Here is a 22,268-nt window from a genome sequence, read left to right on the forward strand (position 1 = left end):
GCGCCAAGGGGCGCGGCGGCGCGGCCGCGACGGGCGGTGGCGGCAGCGGCGCCGGCTTGTGCGCGGGCGTTGCGGTTGTCGGCGCCGGGCGCGGCAGCGGGGTGGGCGGCTTGCGCTGGAGATTCTGCGCCGTGAGCTTGGCGAGCTCCCGCGTGAGCTGTTCCTGGCTCGCCTTCAACTGCTCCTGGCCGGCTTTGAGCAGCTCGATATCACGCGCCATGGCCGCGAGCGTCTGGCTAATCGACTGCAAATTCTGTGTCACGTCCGCTGAGGGCGCGGCCGCGGTGGTCGGCGCGACCGGTTGAGCGGAGGGCGCAACTGCCGGTATCGCAGGATTGGGGGCTGCTGCCCCGGTGGTCGCCGCGGACGGTTGCGCCGGTGCATTCGTGACAGGTGTCAGCAGCGGCGCGAGCTGCGGTGCCCAGTGCGCGAGCGCTCGCCGGCCGGCGTCGCCATAGGACTGCCAGGCGAGGGTGGCGACGCCGCCCAGCGCGATGGCGAACAGGAAGCGGCCGGCAGTCCGCAGCGGCCGTGGGCCGTCCGACAGCGGCACACCGACCGGAAGCTGATCGACGGCGACATCATCCGCCCGGCCGTCAACGGCGGCGGCCGCGCGGAAAGTCGTGTCCACCGCGGGCACCGGCCGTCCTGCGGCCGCTTCGGACGCCGGCCGTGCGGGAGTGTCGAGGGTGACGGGCGGCGCTTCAGGCGCGAGCGGCGGCGGCGAGCTGCCCGCCGAGGTCTTGTCACTGCTATCGATGAGAATGATGTCGTGAGGCTCGGTCCGCTTCGGCGGCTCGGATTCCGTCGGCTTCAATATAGAGAGCATCGGCGTGCTTTGTCCCCGCAGGCATGGCGATGGGGCGCACGCGCGACCTGCGCAGCGCCCATGATCTGCCCCCTTTAATTCCACACGCCGGTTTGACCAAAGCAAGGCCCTTCCGTGGAGAGTGTTGGGCCCGTGGCGATCGAAGGGAACACGCCGGCAGAGGGCTGCCGACTATTTTCCTCGATGGTTATGAACTGTGCTCACGGCTGCTCGGCCTGTGGCACCGGCTGCCCGAGCTGAGACGATGCAGGGGTGGATTGGAGCGCGCTCTGATACGGCTTGAACAGGCTGATCGCCATGCCGATGGTCACGATCAGGATGCCGAGCAGGGCGAGCGGGTGCGGCTGCTCGCCGAGCAGCAACGCCGCCTCGATTGTCGCTAGCACCGGCACCAGCGCCGCGAAGGTCGCGCCGACGGCGGGGCCGAGAATGGTCACGGCACGGCTGAAGAAATAGAGCCCCAAGATCGAGACCATGACGCCCTGATAGACGGCCTGCAGCACAATGGCGCCGAGCGGGGCGTGCAGCAGCCCGAGGCCGCGGGTCGCGAGATAGATCGGGCAGTAGATCACCGCCGAGCCGACCGAGACGATCGCGGTCGCGAGCAGGGCATCGATGGCCCATCGTCGCGCCGTGATGTTGTAGATCGCCCACAGCAGGCCGCCGAGCAGGAACAGTGCGACCGCAGCCCAGCCGCCGCTGCCGGACAGCGCGTTGCTGCCGGCCAGCGCCATCCCCAGCAGCACCGTCGCGATGCCGGTGATCTGCATGGGAGAGAGCCGCTCCTTCATGACGATGCGGCTCAGGATCGCGGTCAGTGCGATCATGCTGCCGGGCGTCAGGGCGAAGAAGCCGACCGCCGCAAGACTGAGACCTGCCGCGACCGCCAGGATGTAGGGGGCGCCGATGCCGACGATCAGCAGCACGATCGGAAGCGCTTTCAGGCCACCGAAGCCACGGTGCAGCAGCACCGGCAACAGCACTGTGCCGGAGACGGCGAAACGGATGAAGGTGACGTCGTAGGAATCGAGGGTGGAGTGCGCGACGCCGAGCCGCGTGACCACCGGGAAGCCACCCCAGATCAGTGCGGCGAGGAGGCCGAAGCCCGCACCGGTCCATCTGCTGCTCATGGTGTGCTGTCGTTCCTTGCGAACCGCGGGTGCGGCGTGGTCGTCGTCTCGGAGCGGGCGACGCGACGACATGTGGTTGATGTCAATAACCCGAGCCTGCCGGTGCCGGGAGAGCCGATTGGTCATGCCAGCCCCTCCGTCAGGGCTGGCCCGCTGGGAGCGCGTAGACCGATCGGCCATACGGTTGATTGTTCGGTGTGCTTCGAAGGGCACTTTGCGCGAGCACGGCGTCTCGGCCGCTTGTTGTACGAGGCGCGTCAGGCCCGGACGGAAAACCGGTCGAACGCGGTCAGGTTCTGGGTCGGGAGATCGACTTCGCGCTGATAGATCGTGGTCTGCAGGAAGTCGAGTTCCGCGGCGCGATCTGTGTCGTTGATATCGATGTACCAGGCCTTCGGCCGGCCGTCGGAACCGTCGCTCCAGCGATAGCCGCGCCGCTTCAGTTCGTCCTTGAGGTCGAAGGGTGCGTGCTGGGCCCAGATGCGGATGGTCTTGCGCCGCGCGCGCTCGAGCAGCACGCTCAGCACGCTCTTGTCGGTACCGGGCAGCTGGAACGCGAGGATTTCGAGCAGCGCCTGGCAGTCGTCCACCGCGCGATGCGCCTCATGGAAGAAGCCGGCCTTCATCAGCAGGTACGACAGGCGCGAGCCTTCGAAGCCATGGTCGCGCCAGGCGATCTCGCTGACCGAGCAGGCCCAGGCCTTCCGCGTGAACGTCTGGCAGTAGCGCTCCATGAACTTGCGGTCGAACGCCGCATTGTGGGCGATGACGATGACCGCGTCGGCGGCGAATGCCGCGATCCGATCTTCATCGAGCTTGTGGCCGCGGACCATGTCGTCGGTGATGCCGGTCAGCGCAGTCACTTCCGCTGGAATGGCGGCGGAGGGTTGGTTGAACGCGGAGAAGGTGTCGACAACCCGGATGATCTGTCCATCGGGCCGATAGGTGAACTTGACCATCCCCAGCTCGATGATCTCGTCGCGGGCGGTATCGAGGCCGGTCGTTTCCACATCGAGGAGGAGGCCGGTCCGCGTCGCCTCGCGATCGCCGGGATTGAAGTCTTTCCGAGCCACGAGACGGCGCAGGATCCGATAGTCCGGCGACCGCTCCAGCGTCGCCGCCAGCTCGGCCAGGTTCAGGTGTTCGGTCATGGCTGCGACTTATAGATGAGTCGCGACGTCGATGCGCCTTTTGCCTTGGGGGCTGTGATTCGTGGGGAACAGCGATCGTCAGGTTCCATACCGTGCGAGGCCGAGATCCGAGGCGTCGATCTCGGGCGGGCGGCCACTGATGAGGTCGGCAAGGACACGGGCGGAGCCGCAGGCCATGGTCCATCCGAGGGTGCCGTGGCCGCTGTTGATGAACAGGTTGGCGTAGCGGCTGCGGCCGATCACCGGCGTGCCGTCCGGCGTCATCGGGCGCAGGCCGGACCAGAAGCTGGCGGCACGAACGTCACCGCCGCCGGCGAACAGATCCGTCACCGAATGCTCCAGCGTGGCGCGGCGCGGCTGCGGCAGGTCGTTGGTGTAGCCGGAAATCTCCGCCATGCCGCCGACCCGGATGCGGTCGCCGAGGCGGGTGATCGCGATCTTGAAGGTCTCGTCCATGATCGTCGATTCCGGCGCGCGCGTTGCGTCGACGATCGGGATCGTCAGCGAGTAGCCCTTCACTGGATAGATCGGCAGCCGCAGGTCGATCATGCCGGCGAGCTGCGGTGAGAAGCTGCCGAGCGCCAGCACATAGGCGTCCGCGGTGACGAGGCCGGCGGAGGTCTCGATCCCAGTAATGCCGCCGCGTTCCTTGCGCAGGCCGTGGATCGCATGGCCATACCGGAAGGACACCCCGGCTGCGGCCGCGAGCTGGGCGAGCGCGGTGGTGAACTTGAAGCAGTCACCGGTTTCGTCGTTGGGCAGGCGCAGCCCGCCGACGATCTTGTCGCTGGCATGGGCGAGCGCGGGCTCGGCCGCGACGCAGCCCGCCGGATCGAGCAGCTCGAACGGCACGCCGTCGGTGCGCAGCACCTCGATATCCTTAGCGGTGCCGTCGAGCTGGGCCTGTGTGCGGAACAGCTGCAGCGTGCCCTGCGTGCGCCCGTCATAGGTGATGCCGGTGTCGTTGCGCAGCGCGATCAGGCAGTCGCGGCTGTATTCGGCGAGCCGCACCATGCGGCTCTTGTTCACCGCGTAGCGCGCCGAGGTGCAGTTGCGCAGCATGCTGAACAGCCAGCTCACCATGGCGAGGTCGAGGCGCGGCCGCAGGATCAGCGGCGCGTGCGTCATGAACAGCCACTTCATCGCCTTGACCGGAATGCCGGGCGCGGCCCAGGGCGAGGCGTAGCCCGGCGAGATCTGGCCGGCATTGGCGAAACTGGTTTCGAGGGCGGCGCCGTCCTGGCGATCGATCACCGTGACTTCGTGACCGGCACGCGCCAGATAATAGGCGGTGGTGACGCCGATAACGCCGCCCCCCAGCACTGCGACTCTCATGCGGACCTCGCGACACGGTTGGAGAGAGCGGTTTCATCCTCGGTATAGATCCGCGCGTAGCGCCGGCTCAGCGAGGTGAGAATTTCATAAGGGATGGTGCCGGCATCGCCGGCGACGTCGTCGAGCGTCTGGTTGGGGCCGATCAGCTCGACGAGGTCTCCCGCGCGCAGGGCGTCGTCGGGCAGCGAGCTGATGTCGAGCGTCATGCTGTCCATCGAGATTCGACCGGCGATGGGAGCGCGAACACCCCGCACATAGGCCGCGCCGCGTCCGCTCAGGCCACGCGGCCAGCCGTCGGCATACCCGACGCCGATGGTCGCAAGGCGCGTCGGAGCCGACGCCCGGAAGGTGAGGCCATAGCCGACACCGGTGTTGGCCGTGATGGTGCGGACCTGGATCACCCGCGCGTCGAGTTGCACCACCGGTCGTGGTCGCACGGCACCGGGCACCGGATCGGCGCCGTAGAGTGCGATGCCGGGGCGCACGAGGTCGCCGTGGTAGGTGGTGTCGAGAAATGCGCCGCCGGAGTTGGCGAATGAACGGCGGATCGCCGGAAACTGTGCGGCGAATTGCCGGAAGACGGCGAGCTGGTCGGCGTTGGCGGTGTGCGCCGGCTCGTCGGCGCAGGCGAGGTGGCTCATCAGGAGGACGAGATCGATGCCGTCGAGCATGGCGGGATGCCGCCGCAACTGCTCGACCTCGCCGGCCGACAGGCCAAGTCGTGACATGCCGGTGTCGACCTGCAGCGCCGCCGGCAGGCGGCGCCCCAGCTGCACGGCGGCCGCCGACCATGCCTCGACCTGCGCCAGGGAGTTGAGAACCGGGATGACGCCGAGCGCGATCGCCTCGGCCTCCGCGCCAGGCAACAGTCCGTTGAGGACGTAGAGCTGTGCCGCCGAGGGCAGGTGCGCCCGCAGGTCGCGGGTTTCGCACAGCTGCGCCACGAAGAAATGCCGGCAGCCCTCCTTCAGCAATGCGGAAGCGACCCGCGTTGCGCCGAGGCCATAGGCATCGGCCTTGACCACCGCGGCGGCCTCGGCCGGACGCACGCGATCACGGACCAGCCGATAGTTCGACCGCAGCGCCGACAGGTCGACGGTCAGAACCGCGCCGGCGGAAATGTCGTGGGGGGCGAAGGCAAGCGACATGAAGGGCACCGCAAATCAGTTGCACTGACGCTACAGGAGGATTGTTCGAATGTTGGTTGATTGAGCGAAATATTCCGCCTAATTTCAGGCTATATCGCAATAAAGAGCGAAGTTACGCAATAAAATGCAAGCTATCGATGCCATCGACCGGCAGATCCTGCGCCACCTCAAGGCGGATGGGCGCATCAGCAATGTCAAGCTCGCCACCGCCGTCGGGCTGTCGCCATCGGCCTGCTTGCGGCGCGTCCAGATTCTCGAGGAGCAGGGCACGATCCGCGGCTACACCGCGATCGTGGAAGGTCCCGACACCGGCGCCGGGATCGTCATCATTGTGCAGATCACGCTTGAGCGGCAGACCGAGCAGTTCCTGCACCGCTTCGAGGCGGCGGTGCGCAAGCATCCCGAGATCCGGGAATGCTACCTGATGACCGGCGGCTCGGATTATCTGCTTCATGTCGAGGCCGAGAGCGCAGCCGCCTATGAGACGGTCCACAAGGAGGTGCTGTCGCGCCTACCCGGCGTGGCGCGGATTCACTCCAGCTTCGCGATCCGCCGGGTACTGCCGGCGCGCTAACCGGTGAGTCGCAAGGCGCGCGCGGCTAGACGGCACCCGCCTGCCAGACGCCGAGCACGCCGCCTGCCGCTGCGCTCAGCACCACGATCAGCAGCGGCGGCGCCCGCCAGGCGGTCAGCAGGACAAAGCCGGTGAGGGCGATGCCGAAGTCGCCTTGCGTCTTGACGGTGGTCGACCACACCGGATTGTAGAGCGCAGCTCCCAGGATGCCGACGACAGCGGCATTGACGCCGCGCATGATCGCCTGGGCGAAGCTGCGCCGGCGGAACGTGTCCCAGTAGGGCAGCGCTGCGATCACGACCAGAAGGCCCGGCAGAAAGATGGCCGCGAGCGCCAGCGCCGCGCCGACGAGGCCGTGCGGCGCCGGCTGCATGATCGCGCCGAGATAGGCGGCAAAGGTGAAGAGTGGTCCCGGGACGGCCTGCGCCGCGCCATAGCCGGTGAGGAACGCATCGTCCGTCACCCATCCGGGCGTGACCACGGCTTCGCGCAGCAGCGGCAGCACGACATGGCCGCCGCCGAACACCAGCGCGCCGGACCGGTAGAAGGCGTCAACCAGGGCGACGCCGGCGTTGGGCCAGGCACTGCGCAGGATGGGCAAGCCGACGAGCAGCGCGAAGAAGGCCGCGAGCGCGGCCAGGGCGACGCTGCGGCTGACGCTGGCGCCGATGCGTCCGGGATCGTCAGGGACGGCGCCGCGGCAGAATCGCCAGCCCAGCACGCCGCCGATCAGGATGGCGCCGATCTGCGCGATCGAGGAGGTGCTGGCGAGGATGGTCAGCGCCGCAACCAGAGCAATGGAGGCGCGGGTCCGGTCAGGACAGAGGCTGCGCGCCATGCCCCAGACCGCCTGGGCGACGATGGCCACCGCGACCAGCTTGAGGCCGTGGACCACCCCGAGGCCGAGCGGGCTGTTCAGCGACGCCGCGCCATAGGCGAACAGCACGAGCAGGAGCGCCGAGGGCAGTGTGAAGCCGATCCAGGCGGCGGCGCCGCCGAGATAGCCGGCACGCATCAGGCCGATGGAAAATCCGACCTGGCTGCTGGCCGGACCGGGAAGAAACTGGCACAGCGCGACCAGATCGGCATAAGCCTGTTCTTCCAGCCAGCGGCGGCGGACGACGAACTCCTCACGGAAATAGCCGATATGGGCGATCGGGCCGCCGAACGACGTGATACCGAGGCGCAGGAAAGTCAGCAGGACTTCGCGTGCGGAGCCGGGAGGCGATGGCGTCATGGTCTGTGGTGGGCCTGATTTGATGGGCGGTTCGATCGGCGGCATTTTGACCACGTTATAACACACGCAATGCGGCCCGCTGGGCAATTGCGGGTTTCGAAGCTACGCCGGCTTTGCTTTCGTCTATGGCGCCATGCGTAAGCGCCTGCGGCGTTCCGCCAAGGGGTGAGGCCGGTGGCTCCGGCCGTCGGATCTGAGACGCTCGGACAAATCTGATTTGGCTCGACACTCGGGACATTGCCCCTGCGATGCTTGACTCCCGTCGTTTGGCTCGGGCAGGTGACGCGGAATGTCGCGTCTGCAGGTATGAACTGTCACGCCATGTCTTCTTCCACTGCCGCTCCAGACCTTTCCAGCCCTGCGACCGGGGCTGGTCGCGTCAGGCGCCTTGTCTTTCGCGGGGTGCCGGCCCGCGTCGCCCTGGCGGTGGCCTCAATCATCGCGATCACTCTGGCCGGCATGATCTGGCTGCTCCAGGCGTCGCTGAACGACTCCGACAGCCGCGACCGTGTGGCTCAGATGAAGCTGATCACCGGCATGCTGGACAGCGCCTTCGACCAGGCCGGCAAGTTCGCGCTGGCGCTGGCCGAGACGACGGCGCGGCGCGCCGACGTCGGCGCTGCGCTCGCAACCGGCGACCGCGCCGGTCTGCAGCAGATGTCGGCGAGCACGTACGACTACCTGAAGCGCCAGGCCGGCATCCAGATCTTCGGCTACCACAGCAGGGACATCCGTTACCTGCTGCGCATGCACAAGCTCGATACGTTCAACGACGATATCTCGGCGTTCCGCTCCATGGTGGTGGCCGCGAACCGGACGCGGCGGGCCCAGACCGGTGTCGAGATCGGCGTCGCCGGCATCGGTGTCCGTGGCATCGCCGTGGTCAATTCCGGCGATACGTTCGCCGGGACCATGGAGGTCGGCCTCGATATCCGGCCGATCCTCGATCTCGTGAAGGCGTCGACCAATGCCAACCTTGCGGTGGTGATCGTGCCGTCGCTGAGCGGGGTCGCGATCGATGAGAAAATGCCGCGGTTCGGCGACCTCGCGCTCGCGGTATCGACCGACGACGAGCTGTTCGCCAATCTGCTGAGGACCAGCCGGGTGCCGCCGACCCGTGATCTGCAGATCAGCCAGGCCCGGATCGACGGGCGCGCTTACAACATGGCGATCGAACCGCTGGTCGATTTCAGCGGTCGTCTGGTCGGGATGACCGTCGCGCTCAAGGACGATATGCGCGCTGGTGCGCGCACGCGCACCGAGCTGTGGGTGGTGGCCCTGTGCGGCGCGATCATCGCGTATGTGGTGTTTGCCGTCGTGTTTCAGAACATCATGGCCCGGCGCGGGGACGCGTGATGGCGCGCTTTGTGCTGCTGGTGGCGCTGCTTCTCGCCCTGGTATCGGAGGCATGGGCGGGCGACAAGGCCAGCCCGGATGCCACGATCCCGCTGCCGGACGGTGTCGAGCTGCCGATCCGGGTGAGGGTCGCGTTCCGCGTGCTCAATGTGCTGCGCATCGCCGAAGTCGCGGGACAGGGGCGCTTCTATGTGGAGGTCACCCAGCGCTGGAACGATCCGCGGCTGCGTTTCGACGCGGTAGAGCGCGGCACCGGGCGGATCGATCGCGTCGGTCAGGATGCCGATGGCTACCTGAAGACGATCTGGATTCCGGCGCTGAGCGTCGACAACCAGATCGGCGAGCGGGAGTCGCGCACCGCGGCGGTGTCGACCTATGCCAACGGCGATGTCGTGTTCATCGAGCGCTACGAAAGCAATTTCCGCTTTCGCATGAACATGGATGCGTTTCCGTTCGACACCCAGGACCTGACGCTGGAATTCTCGCTGCCGCGTTACGCCAAGCAGGATGCCATCCTGATCGCGACCGAAACCGACCGCCAGCTGTCCGGCATCGAGCAGGCGCTCGCGGTGGTCGACTGGAAGCCGCTGCGCCTGCGCTTTTCCAACGAGGAGGCGATGGGCTGGAACGCGCGCTCCTATTCAAGGCTCAACGCCACCATCACGCTGACCCGCCAGTCGGAGCGCTACCTGTTGCGCATCTTCATCCCGATCATGGCGGTGCTGGCGGCGTCGATCTTCGTGCTGTGGGCGCCCGGCTTGACCGAAAAGGACAAGGGCACCCAGATCTTTTCCTCGCTGCTGGCGCTGGCGGCGCTCAGCTTCACCTTCGAGGCGAGTTTTCCGGGTGCGATCTCGCTGAATACCCCGGTCGCGCAGATCATCTCGCTTGGCTATCTCTATCTCGTGGTCGTGCTGCTGTTCGATGCCATCATCTCGACGGGATGCCGGCGGCCGCATTCGCGCTATTTCACGCTGTGCATGGCGCTGCGCCATGAATTCCGCTGGGCGCTGCCGGCATTGATGGTGGTCGTGTCGGTCGGCGCCGCGGTGCGGGCGATCCCGGGGTAGGCGATCGGCCACGGCTGGCGTTGATCGGCATGAGGGCCAGCGCCCCCAAGCGACGGCTTGACGTTTCCGCCGGCCGGCCACAAAGTTTCACCTTGAAACTCAAAGAGCGGGGCCGCTCCTGGCATGCCCGGAAAGACCGATCTGTCCCGAATGAACTGTTCGCTGGCGCGCGCTCTCGGCGCCGTGGGCGACTGGTGGACGCTGCTGATCGTGCGCGATGCGATGTTTGGGGTGAAGCGCTTCAGCGACTTTCAGCAAAGCCTGGGGATCGCGCGCAACATCCTGTCTGCCCGGCTGGAGCGGCTGGTCGCGGCCGACATCCTGTCGCGGCAGGGCACCGCGGCGCGCCCGCTCTACGAATTGACAGCCAAGGGGCAGGCGCTGCTGCCGGCGCTGGTCGCCCTGATGCAATGGGGCGATGCCTGGGAGGTGAATGGAGCGCCGCCGGTGCTGGTGACCGATGCGGCCGGCCGCAAGGTCAAGCCGCTGGAGGTGCGGAGCCCGTCAGGAGCGGTGATCAACGGCGCTACCGTTCAGTTTTCACCAGGCCCTGGTGCCGACAGGCGAACGCGGGCTTTCTTCAAGGCGCTGCAGGCGGCCAAAGACGATTGATGCCGAGATTGATGGGGCGGCGGTCGAAAGGCGCCACGGCTAGCCGATGATCGGCGAGGCCGCGGCTTCAACGACACCCTGCGCGGCGAGAATTGAAAGGTTCTTCTCGATTTTCGCGGTGTCGCAGTAGACGTGGAATTCAGTGACCTTGCCCCAGCGGATGGTGATGAAGAACACACCCTCGTTCGGCAGCGGATTGCCTTTCTTGTCATGGAGCTCGTCGACCCACTCCACGGCGGCCAGGCTGTGCCATGGCGGGCCGCTCACGATCAGCTTGCGAACGTCGAATTTGAGGCCGGGAAACACCGCTGCCAGGCGGCGATACCACTCCTCCCTGCGGCCCGAAGTGATCCGGCGGCCGGACATCGCATGGGAGCCGGCGAACCAGTGTTCGGCGTCGGTGTGGAACTGGCTGGTAACGAAGCGATAGTCGCCGGCATTGAGGCGGGAGAAGACGTTCTGCAGTTTGCGCCGAAGGATGAAATGATACATCGGATCCCTGCACGGTTGGGTCCTGAGAGCGTGATGGTCGCAACGATGAAACTCTCAATGGTTGCAGAGTAGTACCATTTTGTTTGAGTTTCAATCTGGGACCAATTGGTGCGTGCGGGGCCAGTCTGCCGGCGCTGGGGCCAAGCTTTATGCTTCGTGAACGATCCGTCCGCCCACAACCGTCAAGAGGCATGACAGGTCCTTGAGCGCATCGACGGCGACCGCCGTTGGATCGTCCGACAGGACAGCAAGGTCGGCGGCAAACCCCGGTCGCAGCGCTCCCTTCCAGTCTTCGTCGAAGGTCAGCGCAGCGCCGGCGACGGTGAACAGCCGCAGCGCGGTCGCCGGATCGAGGCGCTGGTCTGCGCCGATGACCGTTGCCGTGGTGCGCTCCTGCCGTGCACAGGCGGCCCAGAGCGTGAAGAACGGATCATACGGAATGTTGTCCGTCGCGAGCGCCAGCGGAATGCCGGCGTCGAGCAGCCGGCGGTGCGGCACGATATGGCTGCCACCGTCGGCCTCGTCGAGATAACGCCGGCCGCCCTTCCACAGGTAGTAGGTCGGAATGGTGGTGACGAGCACGCCGAGCCGCGCCAGCGCGGTGATATCGGCGTCGCGGGCCCGGGCGATATGCTCGATCACCCAGCGGCGTTGTTTCAGGGGATAGCGTGCGTTGACCGCTTCGAGCAAGGGGACGATCTCGTGCAGCTGATCCCCGACAATGGTGTGCAGGCGCAGGTCGAACTCGGCGGCGAGAAAGCAGGCCTCGCGAAAGTCGGCCGGCGACACCGCCTGCTCGACGAAGCCAGACCAGCCGGTGTCGGGCAGGTGGGCCCGGGCGCAGCACGCCACGGTCGGGTCGCCGCCATAGGCGATGTGCAGGCCCGAGACCCGCAGCCAGCGGTCGCCGAGGCCGGCGCCGCGGGCGGTCGACAGCCAGTCGCGCATGATGCGGCGGGCCTCTGTGAGGTCGCTCCAGCTCGGGCTGACCACGAGGCCGGCGCGCACCGTCAGCTCGTTGCGCTCCCAGAGATGGCGATAGACGGAAATCGTCTCGGCGGCCGAGCCGTGGCCCTCATAGATGCTGGTCGTGCCCTTGGCATTGTAGAGTTGTTGCGACAGCCGCACGCCGTCGAGGCGCTCGGCAAAGCCGAACCGCGGCACCGCCGGCAGGATGTCGAATTCGACGGTCGGACGGTTGTTGCGCTCGATGATGATGCCGTTCAGACGGCCATCGGCGTCCTTCAGGATCTCGACGCCGGCGCAACGCGGCGCGGAGGTCTCGTCGAGCCCATTGAGTGCCAGCGCGCGCGAATTCAGCGCCGAGTGCCCCGGCGGCTTGCCCCAGTTGCCGAACACGCCCTGGATATAGACTGGATGGTTCGGCGCCGCGGCATCGAGCTCACTGCGGTTCGGCAGCCGCCCTTCGGCGAGGCTCTGCGGCCCGTCGAAGAAGAACGGTGGCGTGCCCACCGGCATGGTGACGATCCATGCGCCCGGCGGGGTACGAGCCGCCGCAGCGCGGATGCGGTCGAGGATGTCCGCGATGCTGCGCACGCCGGCGAGGGACGGGCGCTGCTGCTTCAGCCCCTCGCGCTCCATGTGAGCGTGGGTGTCGTTGAAACCGGGAATGACACAGGCGCCGTCGAGATCGATCACCCGGGCATTGGGCGCCGCCGCCAGCGCGGCATCGTCGTCGCCGACCGCGGTGATCACGCCGTCGCGGATAGCGAGCGCCGATGCCCGTGGCCGCGCGTCGTCGAGGGTGATGATGCCTGCATTGCGCAGCACCAGGTCTTGGGACGGGAGCATCGCGCCTACGAACCGCCTTCGTACCAGGGGAACAGTCGCCGCGCGAGCGCGACGAAGATGCGGTCGGCGAGGAAGCCGAAGGTGCCGAGCAGCACGAGGCCGATGAACATGATGTCGACCCGGAACAGCTGGTGTCCCTGCGACATCATGTAGGCGACGCCGGCGGACGCGCCCGACAACTCTGCGGCGACGAGGACGATCAGCGACACCGCGATCGCCTGGCGGATGCCGGACAGGATGAACGGCAGCGCCGCCGGCAGCACGATCAGCAGCAGCGTCGCGAGGCGGCCGGCGCCGAGGCAGGCGGCCGAGCGCAGGTAGACGACATGGACGTCGCGCACGCCGATGAAGGTCGTGATCCAGATCGGAAAGAACGCGCCCCAGGCCACCAGCGCGACTTTCGAGGGCTCGCCGATGCCGAACCACAGGATGCACAGCGGCACGAGCGCAATGGTCGGAATGGCGCGGAAGCCGTGCAGCAACGGCTCGGCGAGATACTGCAGCGTGCGGACGCGCGCCGTGGCGAGGCCAGCGGCAAGGCCGAGGACCAGCGCGACGGCAAATCCCGAGGCCGCACGCGCGAGACTGATGGCGATGTTGCGGGCGATCTCGCCGGACCACAGCATCGGGACGAAGGTCTGGATCACCTGGGAGGGCGGCGGAAACAGCACCTCGTTGATCCAGCTGGAATAGCGCGGGACCGCCTCCCAGACTGCGAGGAAGATCACGACACCGAGAATGTTCAGCCCCACACGCCGCAACACCGCGATCCGCTGCGACCGCAGGTGGGCGGCCTTGAAACTGTCCTCGAACGATAGAGCGCGGTCGCGCACGAGATCCGAGACAGGAGCTTCTGATGAAATCAGGGTCATGCCGCTCTCCGCTCGGTGTCGGCGAGGCGGCCGGAGATGGCGGCGTAGAGCGCGCCGAACTCCGACGAGCCGCGGTCGCGCGGGTAGGGCGCAGCGATCGTGAGATCGGCCTTGATGGTGCCGGGATGGGCGCCCATCACCACCACGCGCTGGGCGAGGAAGGCGGCCTCGTCGATGTTGTGGGTGACGAAGACGATGGACACGCCTGTCTCGCGCCACAGCCGCAGCAAATCCTCCTGCAGCGTCTGCCGGGTCATGGCGTCGACGGCGGCGAACGGCTCGTCCATCAGCAGCACTTCCGGCTCGACCACCAGCGCCCGCGCCACCGCAACGCGCTGACGCATGCCGCCGGACAGTTCGTGAGGATACTTGTCGGCGGCGTGCGCAAGGCCGACGCGCGTGAGCGCATCGAGTGCACGTTTGCGGCGCAGGGAGCGCGGCTGGCCGCGCATGCGCAGGCCGAACTCGACATTCTGCCGCGCCGTCATCCAGGCGAACAGCGCGTAGTCCTGGAACACGACGCCGCGCTCCGGGCCCGGCCCCTGGATCGGCCGGCCGTGGAACGTGACGGCGCCGCGCGTCGGCGGCAGGAAGCCGGCGATCAGCTGCAGCAGCGTGGTCTTGCCGCAACCGGACGGGTCGATCAGGCAGACGAACTCGCCCCTGGCGATCTGCAGCGACACGTCGCGCAGCGCCCAGGTCGGCGAGCCGTCGCGGCCGGCATAGATCTGCGAGACGGTGGCGATGTCGATCAGCGAGGACGATGCCGGGGTCATGCCAGCGTCACGCGGTCGGGCCGGGCGGCCTTTGTCGGCCCTTCGGCGACGAGGCCACGGAGCAGCGTGCGGAGATCGCCCTTGGGCGCCTTGCCGAGGCCAGCGGTGATGGCCCATTCCGCCTGCGCCACGAGATCGTCGATAAAACGGTCGTCGAAGCCGATCTTGAAGGTAAAGGTCGATGTCGATTCCGCGATGTCGGCGGCAGGCGTCTTGATCCGGTCGGCAATCAGCTGCGGCCACGCCTTGTCGGAGGCGATGCGCTGTTCCGCGGCGAACAGTGCCTGGATCGCAGCCTTCACGAGGTCCGGCTTGTCCTTGAGCACCTTCTCGGTGGTGAGCAGCAACTGGTGGCTCTGGAAGTACTTCTCGATGCCGTCGAAGCTCATCTCGGCAACCTTGCCGCCGGACTGGCGCTGCGCCACCGCCACGGTCTGGCTGCTCCAGGCAAAGCCATCGATGTCACCGCGCACCAGGGCCGTGGTCATGTTGGCTGGCGGCAGGTCGACGACGGTGATGTCGCCGCTCTTGAGGCCGGCGAGCTCGAGATATTTGGCGAGCAGATACTGTCCGGATGTGCCGACGCGGGTCGCGATCCGGCGCCCCCTGAGGCTTGCCGGCACCTTCGGATCGATGCCGCTGTCGCTGCGCACGGCGATCTTCATATCGCGCGAGTAGCGGCTGTAGTTGGCGACGGCCACCGGCCGCAGGCCGGTGAGCGCGGCGAATACCAGCGGGGTGTCGGTCGAGGCGGAGAAGTCGGCCGAACCGGACAGCAGCGCCTGCATCGCGTCGCGGCCGGATTCGAACGAGGACGTCGACAGTTCGACGTTCGCCTGCTTCCAGTAACCAGCCTCTTCGGCGACGTACGGCAGGGCCCAGGTGTAGCCGACGCTGCCATAGGCGAGCGAGCCTTTGAGCGCCTGCTGGGCGATAGCCGGAGACTTGATGAGGCCCGTGGCCGTGATGGCGCCGGCGGCGGCGATGAACTGGCGGCGCGACAGCGCCGGCGAGCGGCCCTCGCGTGCGGGGGAACGGAATGTCATGAACGTCGGAATCGCATGCTGGAGGTGAAGAGGGGTGAATGCCGGCCTTCTGCGAAGGACACTGGCGTTCCCTCTATTTGCTTGCATCCACGTGCACGTGGCAATTGCGGAGAATCCGCGTTTTCGAGCCGTGCATGCCAACGGGCGCGCGATCACGGAAAAATTCTTTCCCGCCCTGCATGCCAGATGGCGCGATGCGCGACCGATGGCCGCGACGGCCGCCATCAGGCCGTGGAGCAGCCATGCGAAAAGTGACTTGCATGATAATAGCTACCAAAGCATGATCGCCATCATTCATTCTCCACCATCGGACCTGTCCATGCGGCGAACGAGTTTCCGGTCGATGACCTGTCCGATTGCCCGCGGGCTCGATCGCGTCGGGGAATGGTGGAGCATCCTGATCCTGCGCGATGCCTTCAACGGGTTGACGCGGTTCGATCAGTTCGAGGACAGCCTTGGCATCGCCCCCAACATGCTGGCGCGTCGCCTCAAGGCGCTGGTCGCAGCCGGCCTGCTGGAGAAGCGCCGCTACAGCATCCATCCGCCCCGGTTCGAGTATGCGCTGACCGAACGCGGGCGCGACTTTCGCCCCGTGCTGGTGATGCTGCAGACATGGGGCAACACCCATTTCGCACCGGAGGGCAGAAGCGTGATCACCATCGACAGCCGTACAGGCCGCGAGGCCCGCCCGGTGGTGATCGATGCCGAGAGCGGCCTGCCGATCACCGATGCTGCCTTTCGTTCGGCCCCCGGGCCGGCCGCGAGCGAACGCACCCGGCGTCGCTATGCTCCGAGGGCTGTCAAGGAAACTGCAATATGACCGATCTGGCGGCCGAGGCCGACGACATTACTACTGCGGCTGTGCGGCCATCGCCGGCTCCCGTCATCGATGCGCGGACACGTCGACTGCTCGAGGCGCCGGTCGTGCCGTTGCTGCTGCGCATGGCCTGGCCGAATGTGCTGATCATGGTCGCGCAGGCCGCGACCGGTCTGATCGAGACGTGGTGGGTCGCCAAGCTCGGCACCGATGCGCTTGCCGGCATGGCCCTGGTGTTTCCGACCGTGATGCTGATGACCATGATCTCCGCCGGCGCCATGGGCGGCGGCATTTCCTCGGCGGTGGCGCGCGCGCTCGGCGCCGGGCGTCGGCCCGATGCCGACGCTCTGGTTCTGCATGCCGCCTTGATCAGCATCGCGCTCGGCCTGATCTTTTCGCTGGTGTTTCTGGTGTTCGGCGCGCCGATCTACCGCGCGCTCGGCGGCGATGGCGGGGAACTCGAAGCCGCACTGATCTATTCCGACACGGTGTTCGCCGGCAGCGTCTTTATCTGGCTGATGAACGGCTTCGCCAGCGTCATTCGCGGCACCGGCAACATGATATTTCCAGCGCTGGTGACATCCGTCGGTGTCGTGTTTCTGATTCCGGTTTCGCCGCTGCTGATCTTCGGCGCGGGCCCGATTCCGCCGCTCGGTGTCGCGGGGGGCGGCATCGCGATGGTGCTGTTCTATGCCGCCGGCACGATCGCGATGGCCTGGCATATCCTCGCGGGTCGCAACGCGGCGCGCTTCGTCTGGGTGAGGCCGCGTGCGGCTTTGTTCACAGGCATCCTGAGGGTCGGCGCGGTGTCGGCAATCGCCTCGATTCAGACCAATCTGACAGTTGCTGGCGCAACCGCACTGGTGGCGTCGGCCGCCGGCGTCAGCGCCATTGCCGGTTTCGGCACCGGCGCGAGGCTGGAATATCTTTTGGTGCCGCTGATCTTCGGCATTGGCGCGCCGCTGGTCGCGGTGGTCGGCACCAACATCGGCGCCGGCCAGCGCGAGCGAGCGCTCCGGATCGCCCTTGCCGGCGGTGCGCTTGCGTTCATCGCCACGGAAACCCTCGGGCTCGCTGCGGCCACCTGGCCCGAGCGCTGGCTGCTGCTGTTCAGCAGCGATCCCGAGATGCTGGCGGCGGGTAGTGCCTATCTGCGTATCGTAGGGCCGACCTATGGCTTCTTCGGGCTTGGTCTCGCCCTCTATTTCGCATCCCAGGGCGCAGGCCAGCTGATCTGGCCACTCGCCAGCGGCTTCCTGCGCCTTGCCATCGCTCTTGGGGGAGGCTGGCTGGCATTGCGCTGGTTTGGCGCGATCTCGGCGGTGTTCGCCGCACTCGCCGTCGCGTTGGTGGTCTATGGCACGACCATCCTGCTCGCGGTCCGGTCCGGCGTCTGGTTCCGGTAACGAGGCACGGACCTCTCGATGGCGGACCGGCCACGACCCTTCGGCGCCGGTGGCGAGCGTTACCAGGTGCCGGCGAACGCCTGCTGCACGGCCTTCGGATCGGATATGCCGTTGGCGAGCAGAAGCTGCAGCAGCAGGCGGGCTTTCTGCGGGTTGAGGTCGAGCGAGACGACGAGGCCGAGCTGGTCGTCGTTGACCTCGACATTGCGGTTGACGAATCCCGAGCCGACCCGGGTCGAGCGCACGACCACAACGCCTTGCTTCGCCGCGGCAGCAAGCGCATCGATGGCTGCCTTCGAGCTGTTGCCGTCGCCGACGCCCGCCAGCACGATGCCCTTGGCGCCGCGCTTGACGGCGTCCTCGATGGGCGCGGCATCCATGTTGGCATGGGAATAGACGATGTCGACCCGCGGCAGCGGCGGCGCTGCCGGCAGTTTCAGCCTGGATCCCCTGCCGGCCGTGCCGGGCTGGAGAAAGCGCACCGATCCGGTGTCGACATAGCCGACGGGGCCGGCATCCGGTGACCTGAACGTGTCGACACTGGTGGTATTGGTCTTCTGCGCCCAGCGCGCGCCGTGGATGGTGTCATTGAGCACCACGAGGACGCCGCGGCTGCGGGCCTCGGGCGTCGCGGCGACTCTCACGGCCTCATAGAGATTGGCCGGGCCATCGGCCCCGATGGCGGTCGACGGACGCATCGAGCCGACCAGCACGACGGGAATGTCGGTATCGAGCACCGTCTGGAGGAAGAAGGCGGTCTCCTCCATGGTATCGGTGCCGTGGGTGATGACGATACCGTCGGCTTCCCTGGTCTCGATGGCCGACTTGATGCGGCCGGCAAGGTCGAACCAGACCTTGTCGTTCATGTCCTGGGAGCCGATCGCGGAAATCTGCTCGGCGGAAATCCGCGCGAGCTTGTCCATGCCGGGGACGGCAGCGATGAGATCGGCCGCGCTGACCTTGCCGGAGTCATAAGCGTTGCCGGCGCGTGCGCTGGCCTGTCCGGCGATGGTGCCGCCAGTGCCGAGCACCAGCACGCGCGGCAGCGGCGTATCCGTTGCTGTCTGCGCGGCGGCTGGCGGCAGCGATAACCCCGCCAGCAGCACGGCGGTTGGGGCCATGGTACCGAGCGCTGCGCGGCACAGCCGAGCAAGGGGGAGCAACATCATCTCGTATCCTTCACCGACGATGGAACGTATCGAGGATGTGATGCGTCAGGCGACGCCCGGCGCGCTCCCGGGAGGAGCGCGCCGGATCGCCGATCACTTCTTGGCCTTCTCGTACTCGGCATGATATTCGGCGGCGAGCTTGCGCAGCGCCGTGCCGATCGCGGCGTACTGGTATTCGTTGAGATTGGCCAGCGACGCCCGGCCGGAGGGATGCTGGACACCGAAGCCGCTGCCGGGCAGCAGCACCACCCCGGTCTCGTCGGCGATGCGGAACAGGATGTCGGTCGGATTTTGTGTCTTCAGCACCCATTCCGCGAAAGCGTCGCCGTACAGCTTGCGGGAGACGTCCTCGAGGCTGACCAGGGTATAGTAGTCGACGCTGTTGTCGTCGCTCCGCAGCGGCAGGCCGAGCTTGCCATAGAGTGTCGCGTCCCGGCGGCGGATCAGGGCTTTGACAGCCTGCTTGTAGGCTTGTGGCGCATCCATCAGGTTGAACAGCGAGAACAGCACCATCTGCACCTGCTGCGGTGTCGACAGGCCTGCGGTATGGTTGAGGGCGACGGCGCGGCTGTCGGCGACCAGGCGATCGATGAACTTGACCTTGCGCGGCTCGGTGGTCAGTGACGCATAGCGTGCGTCGAGCTCCTTCTTCGCCGCCTCCGGCAGATCGGCGATGGTCTTGTCGATGACGTTGTCGCGCGCCATCGCGATGACGCCGAGCCGCCAGCCGGTGGCGCCGAAGTATTTTGAGAACGAGTAGACCAGGATCGTGTTCTGCGGACAGATCGCGAACAGTGACTGGAAGTCGTCGGCGAAGGTGCCGTAGACGTCGTCGGTGAGGATGATCAGGTCGGGCCGTTTCCTGACCACCTCGGCGATCGCGGCGAGGCCGGCCTCGTCGATCTTGACCGAAGGCGGATTGCTCGGGTTGACCAGGAAGAAAGCCTTGACCGCCGGGTCTTCGAGCTTCTTGATCTCGGAGGCCGGATATTGCCAGGCGGCTTTCGGATCAGCCTGGATCAGCACTTCCTTGAGCTGGTAGTCGTTGAGCTCGGGGATTTCGAGGTAGGGCGTGAATACCGGCGCGCCGATGGCGATCTTGTCACCGGGGGCGATCAGCTTGTTCTCGCGCATCGAGTTGAAGATGTAGGCCATTGCCGCGGTGCCGCCCTCGACAGCGAACAGGTCGACGTCGTCGGACAACGCGCCGTGCGCGCCCATTTCGCGAACGATGTACTCGCGCACGATCCGCTCGCTGACGCGGAGCATGCGGTCCGGTTCCGGATAGTTGGCCCCGAGAATGCCGGCGACCATCTCCAGCAGGAATTCGTCCGCGTTGAGGCCGAGCTGGTCGCGGACATAGGACAGCGCCTTGCCGAGAAACACCACGCCGGGCTTGTCACGGTTGCCGGCGACGAAGGCATCGAACCGGGCGGCGAGGCCCTCGCCGCGCGCGAGGCCGCCGACGCCCTCCGACATGTACGAAAACGACAGTTCCGCCTCGGCGACGGCAAACAGGCCGAGCTGGAAAAACGCGCGTCGCGGAATGGTCGCGAGGAAGTTGGGGTTGCCGCGGCCGGCATTGAGCATCAGCCGGTCGCTATGGCTCGACGCCAGCTGAATCAGGTTGTCCTTGAGCTCGAACGGGCTCAGCTTGGAGTATTTCGAATAGTCCGTCTTGGCCATCTGAGGTCTCCTCTTCGATACTGTCGCGGGCCGTCGGATCAGGCGAAGGCCACAATCAATGGGCCGAGCAAGGTCAGGAAGACGTTGGCGAGCGCGTAGGTGATCGCGAACGGAACGGTCGGGATCGAATTGCCGGCCTTGTCGAGCACGCCGCCGAACGCCGGATTGGCGCTGCGCGAGCCCGCGAGGGCGCCGGCGAAAATGGCGGCGTTGTCGTAGCGCAGCACATAGCGGCCGAACAGCATGGCCAGCAGCAGCGGCACCAGCGTCACCACCACGCCGATCATGAACAGCGTCAGGCCGCTGCTGGCGATGGTGTGGAAGGCTTGTGAGCCGGACTGCAGGCCGACCGCGGCGACGAAGCCGGCGAGGCCGAGGTCCTTGAGCAACTGGGACGCCTGGCTCGGCAGGTTGCCCATGGTCTGATGCCGGCTGCGCAGCCAGCCGAACAGCAGGCCCGACAGCAGCGCGCCGCCTCCGGCTCCGAGTGTCAGCGGGATCGTACCGGCGCGGATGACGATCAGGCCGATGAGCAGGCCGACGACCAGGCCGGCGCCATGGAACACGAAGTCGGTCTTGATGTCGGCGGACAGCGGCGCACCGGCTTCCGCTACGACGCGCTTGATGTCCTGTTCAGTGCCGTAGACGGTGATGACGTCGCCGGTCTTGACGACGGCATCGTCGCTCGGCACCACCGGCTCGTCGGCGCGGGTGATGCCCAGGATGTAGACGCCGTGGCGCAGCGTCGGTGACGTCGAACGCTTGATCTCGCCCAGCGATTTGCCGGCATAGGCCGGGTTGCGCAGGACCACGTCCTGCGTCTCCATGATCACGTCCATGCCGGGTTCGCTCTGCAGCTCCGCGCCGAGGCCGTCGGCCATGGTGACGACGCCCGACCGGCGACCGACCACGAGGACGATGTCGCCCGCGCGCAGCGAGACGTCGGGGCCGATGGCGATCAGCTGGCCGTTGCGCTTGATGCGTTCGACGGTGATGGTCGAGGCGCCTGCCGCCTGCTCGACCGCGGCGACGGTCTTGCCGGCGCCGGCACTGATTTGATAGAGCCGGCCGACGATTTCCGGGATGGCCGGCTCCTGGCCGGGCGCGAACACCAGCGCCCCCTTCAGTCGTTCAGCTTCCGCCTTGATGGCATCGTCGCGAATGTCGCGGCCCATCAGCCGTGGCAGCACGTTGACGCAGATGATGATCGCGCCGAGCGATCCGAAGATGTAGGACACCGCGTAGCCGATCGCGACATTGGCCTGCAGCGTCTGCACCTCGGCAGCCGGCAGGCCGAGGCGGGAGAGGGCGTCGCCGGCGGTGCCGATGATGGCCGACTGGGTCATGCCCCCGGCGGCAAGGCCCGCGGCCATGCCCTTGTCGAGCGCGAAAATCTTGGCCATGACGATGACGGTGACGAGGCCCGCGACTGCAGTGAAGACAGCCAGCAGGATCTCACGCAGCGACTGCGGGCCGAGCGATTTGAAGAATTGCGGGCCGCTTTCGAAGCCGACGGCGTAGATGAACAGCGCGAACAGCAGCGATTTCACGCCGTTGTCGACGGAGACGCCGACCAGGCTGAGCACGACTGCCGCGAGCAGCGAGCCGGCGACGCCGCCGAGCTGGAATTTGCCGTAATGAATGCGCCCGATCCAGAAGCCGATCGCCAGCGACAGGAACAGCATAATTTCGGGCGAATGCTTCAGGGTCTGCTGGATCCATTCCATCGGCAACTCCTCTCGAAACAGGG

20 protein-coding genes are annotated in these 22,268 nt (G+C 66.8%); 6 read left to right on the forward strand and 14 right to left on the reverse strand.

Annotated elements, in window-relative coordinates; all coding sequences use genetic code 11:
* The 5 genes from AB4Z37_RS16460 to alr all read right to left on the reverse strand — a co-directional run.
* A partial coding sequence (locus tag AB4Z37_RS16460) for a hypothetical protein (protein WP_441517820.1) occupies positions 1-829 on the reverse strand: 829 nt, incomplete at its 3' end.
* 200 nt (positions 830-1,029) lie between these two features.
* Positions 1,030-1,959 carry a DMT family transporter gene (locus tag AB4Z37_RS16465; protein ID WP_441517821.1) on the reverse strand — a complete coding sequence of 310 codons (930 nt, stop codon included), beginning with the start codon at positions 1,957-1,959 and terminating at the stop codon, positions 1,030-1,032.
* Positions 1,960-2,216: 257 nt separating this feature from the next.
* The gene (locus tag AB4Z37_RS16470) at positions 2,217-3,110 is read right to left on the reverse strand and encodes a 3'-5' exonuclease (RefSeq protein ID WP_441517822.1); all 894 of its coding nucleotides are present in this window, start codon (positions 3,108-3,110) and stop codon (positions 2,217-2,219) included.
* Between the two features lie 78 nt (positions 3,111-3,188).
* On the reverse strand, positions 3,189-4,445 hold the full coding sequence (locus AB4Z37_RS16475; protein ID WP_441517823.1) for a D-amino acid dehydrogenase: 1,257 nt from the start codon (positions 4,443-4,445) through the stop codon (positions 3,189-3,191).
* Entirely contained in the window at positions 4,442-5,593 is a 1,152-nt protein-coding gene (gene alr, locus AB4Z37_RS16480; protein WP_441517824.1) for an alanine racemase, read from the reverse strand. Before alr ends, AB4Z37_RS16475 begins: the two co-directional genes overlap by 4 nt.
* A 124-nt stretch (positions 5,594-5,717) precedes the next feature.
* Here alr and AB4Z37_RS16485 point away from each other — a divergent pair, with 124 nt between their 5' ends.
* On the forward strand, positions 5,718-6,167 hold the full coding sequence (locus AB4Z37_RS16485) for an Lrp/AsnC family transcriptional regulator (protein ID WP_441517825.1): 450 nt from the start codon (positions 5,718-5,720) through the stop codon (positions 6,165-6,167).
* A 25-nt stretch (positions 6,168-6,192) separates the two neighbouring features.
* On the opposite strand, the gene chrA is transcribed toward AB4Z37_RS16485, so the two are convergent.
* A complete protein-coding gene (gene chrA, locus AB4Z37_RS16490) occupies positions 6,193-7,404 on the reverse strand; it encodes a chromate efflux transporter (protein ID WP_441517826.1) in 1,212 nt (403 codons plus the stop codon).
* 459 nt (positions 7,405-7,863) lie between these two features.
* Between chrA and AB4Z37_RS16495 the strand changes: the two genes are divergently transcribed.
* From AB4Z37_RS16495 to AB4Z37_RS16505, 3 genes are all read left to right on the forward strand, one after another.
* Positions 7,864-8,760 carry a cache domain-containing protein gene (locus AB4Z37_RS16495; RefSeq protein WP_441517827.1) on the forward strand — a complete coding sequence of 299 codons (897 nt, stop codon included), beginning with the start codon at positions 7,864-7,866 and terminating at the stop codon, positions 8,758-8,760.
* Positions 8,760-9,830: a neurotransmitter-gated ion-channel ligand-binding protein gene (locus AB4Z37_RS16500; protein ID WP_441517828.1), complete on the forward strand. Its 1,071-nt coding sequence runs from the start codon at positions 8,760-8,762 to the stop codon at positions 9,828-9,830. The genes AB4Z37_RS16495 and AB4Z37_RS16500 overlap by 1 nt, the downstream gene beginning before the upstream one ends.
* 150 nt (positions 9,831-9,980) lie before the next feature.
* Positions 9,981-10,442 (forward strand): winged helix-turn-helix transcriptional regulator, encoded by a 462-nt coding sequence (locus AB4Z37_RS16505; protein ID WP_441517829.1) that lies wholly within the window; start codon positions 9,981-9,983, stop codon positions 10,440-10,442.
* 39 nt (positions 10,443-10,481) lie between these two features.
* Here the strand turns inward: AB4Z37_RS16505 and AB4Z37_RS16510 are convergent, their stop codons facing one another.
* The 5 genes from AB4Z37_RS16510 to AB4Z37_RS16530 all read right to left on the reverse strand — a co-directional run bounded on the left by AB4Z37_RS16510 (position 10,482) and on the right by AB4Z37_RS16530 (position 15,440).
* Complete coding sequence (locus AB4Z37_RS16510) at positions 10,482-10,934, reverse strand: nuclear transport factor 2 family protein (RefSeq protein WP_441517830.1); 453 nt, start codon at positions 10,932-10,934, stop codon at positions 10,482-10,484.
* Between the two features lie 147 nt (positions 10,935-11,081).
* A complete protein-coding gene (locus AB4Z37_RS16515) occupies positions 11,082-12,746 on the reverse strand; it encodes an amidohydrolase (protein WP_441517831.1) in 1,665 nt (554 codons plus the stop codon).
* 5 nt (positions 12,747-12,751) lie between these two features.
* A complete protein-coding gene (locus AB4Z37_RS16520; RefSeq protein ID WP_441517832.1) occupies positions 12,752-13,618 on the reverse strand; it encodes an ABC transporter permease in 867 nt (288 codons plus the stop codon).
* Positions 13,615-14,394 carry an ABC transporter ATP-binding protein gene (locus tag AB4Z37_RS16525; RefSeq protein WP_441517833.1) on the reverse strand — a complete coding sequence of 260 codons (780 nt, stop codon included), beginning with the start codon at positions 14,392-14,394 and terminating at the stop codon, positions 13,615-13,617. The genes AB4Z37_RS16520 and AB4Z37_RS16525 overlap by 4 nt, the downstream gene beginning before the upstream one ends.
* A complete protein-coding gene (locus tag AB4Z37_RS16530; protein ID WP_211969143.1) occupies positions 14,391-15,440 on the reverse strand; it encodes an ABC transporter substrate-binding protein in 1,050 nt (349 codons plus the stop codon). Before AB4Z37_RS16530 ends, AB4Z37_RS16525 begins: the two co-directional genes overlap by 4 nt.
* A gap of 319 nt (positions 15,441-15,759) precedes the next feature.
* Between AB4Z37_RS16530 and AB4Z37_RS16535 the strand changes: the two genes are divergently transcribed.
* Both AB4Z37_RS16535 and AB4Z37_RS16540 read left to right on the forward strand, forming a co-directional pair.
* Entirely contained in the window at positions 15,760-16,260 is a 501-nt protein-coding gene (locus tag AB4Z37_RS16535; RefSeq protein WP_441518025.1) for a winged helix-turn-helix transcriptional regulator, read from the forward strand.
* Positions 16,257-17,663, forward strand: coding sequence for an MATE family efflux transporter (locus tag AB4Z37_RS16540; protein WP_441517834.1), 1,407 nt, complete (start codon positions 16,257-16,259; stop codon positions 17,661-17,663). Before AB4Z37_RS16535 ends, AB4Z37_RS16540 begins: the two co-directional genes overlap by 4 nt.
* A 59-nt stretch (positions 17,664-17,722) precedes the next feature.
* Here the strand turns inward: AB4Z37_RS16540 and AB4Z37_RS16545 are convergent, their stop codons facing one another.
* From AB4Z37_RS16545 to aspT, 3 genes are all read right to left on the reverse strand, one after another.
* Positions 17,723-18,832, reverse strand: a complete 1,110-nt coding sequence (locus tag AB4Z37_RS16545; protein WP_441517835.1) for an asparaginase — start codon at positions 18,830-18,832, stop codon at positions 17,723-17,725.
* A gap of 93 nt (positions 18,833-18,925) precedes the next feature.
* Positions 18,926-20,518, reverse strand: a complete 1,593-nt coding sequence (locus AB4Z37_RS16550) for a bifunctional aspartate transaminase/aspartate 4-decarboxylase (protein ID WP_441517836.1) — start codon at positions 20,516-20,518, stop codon at positions 18,926-18,928.
* Between the two features lie 38 nt (positions 20,519-20,556).
* The gene (aspT, locus tag AB4Z37_RS16555; RefSeq protein ID WP_441517837.1) at positions 20,557-22,245 is read right to left on the reverse strand and encodes an aspartate-alanine antiporter; all 1,689 of its coding nucleotides are present in this window, start codon (positions 22,243-22,245) and stop codon (positions 20,557-20,559) included.
* Between the last annotated feature and the right edge of the window lie 23 nt (positions 22,246-22,268).

It is taken from the genome of Bradyrhizobium sp. 2TAF24 (genome assembly GCF_052115025.1).
Classification (GTDB): Bacteria; Pseudomonadota; Alphaproteobacteria; order Rhizobiales; family Xanthobacteraceae; genus Bradyrhizobium_A.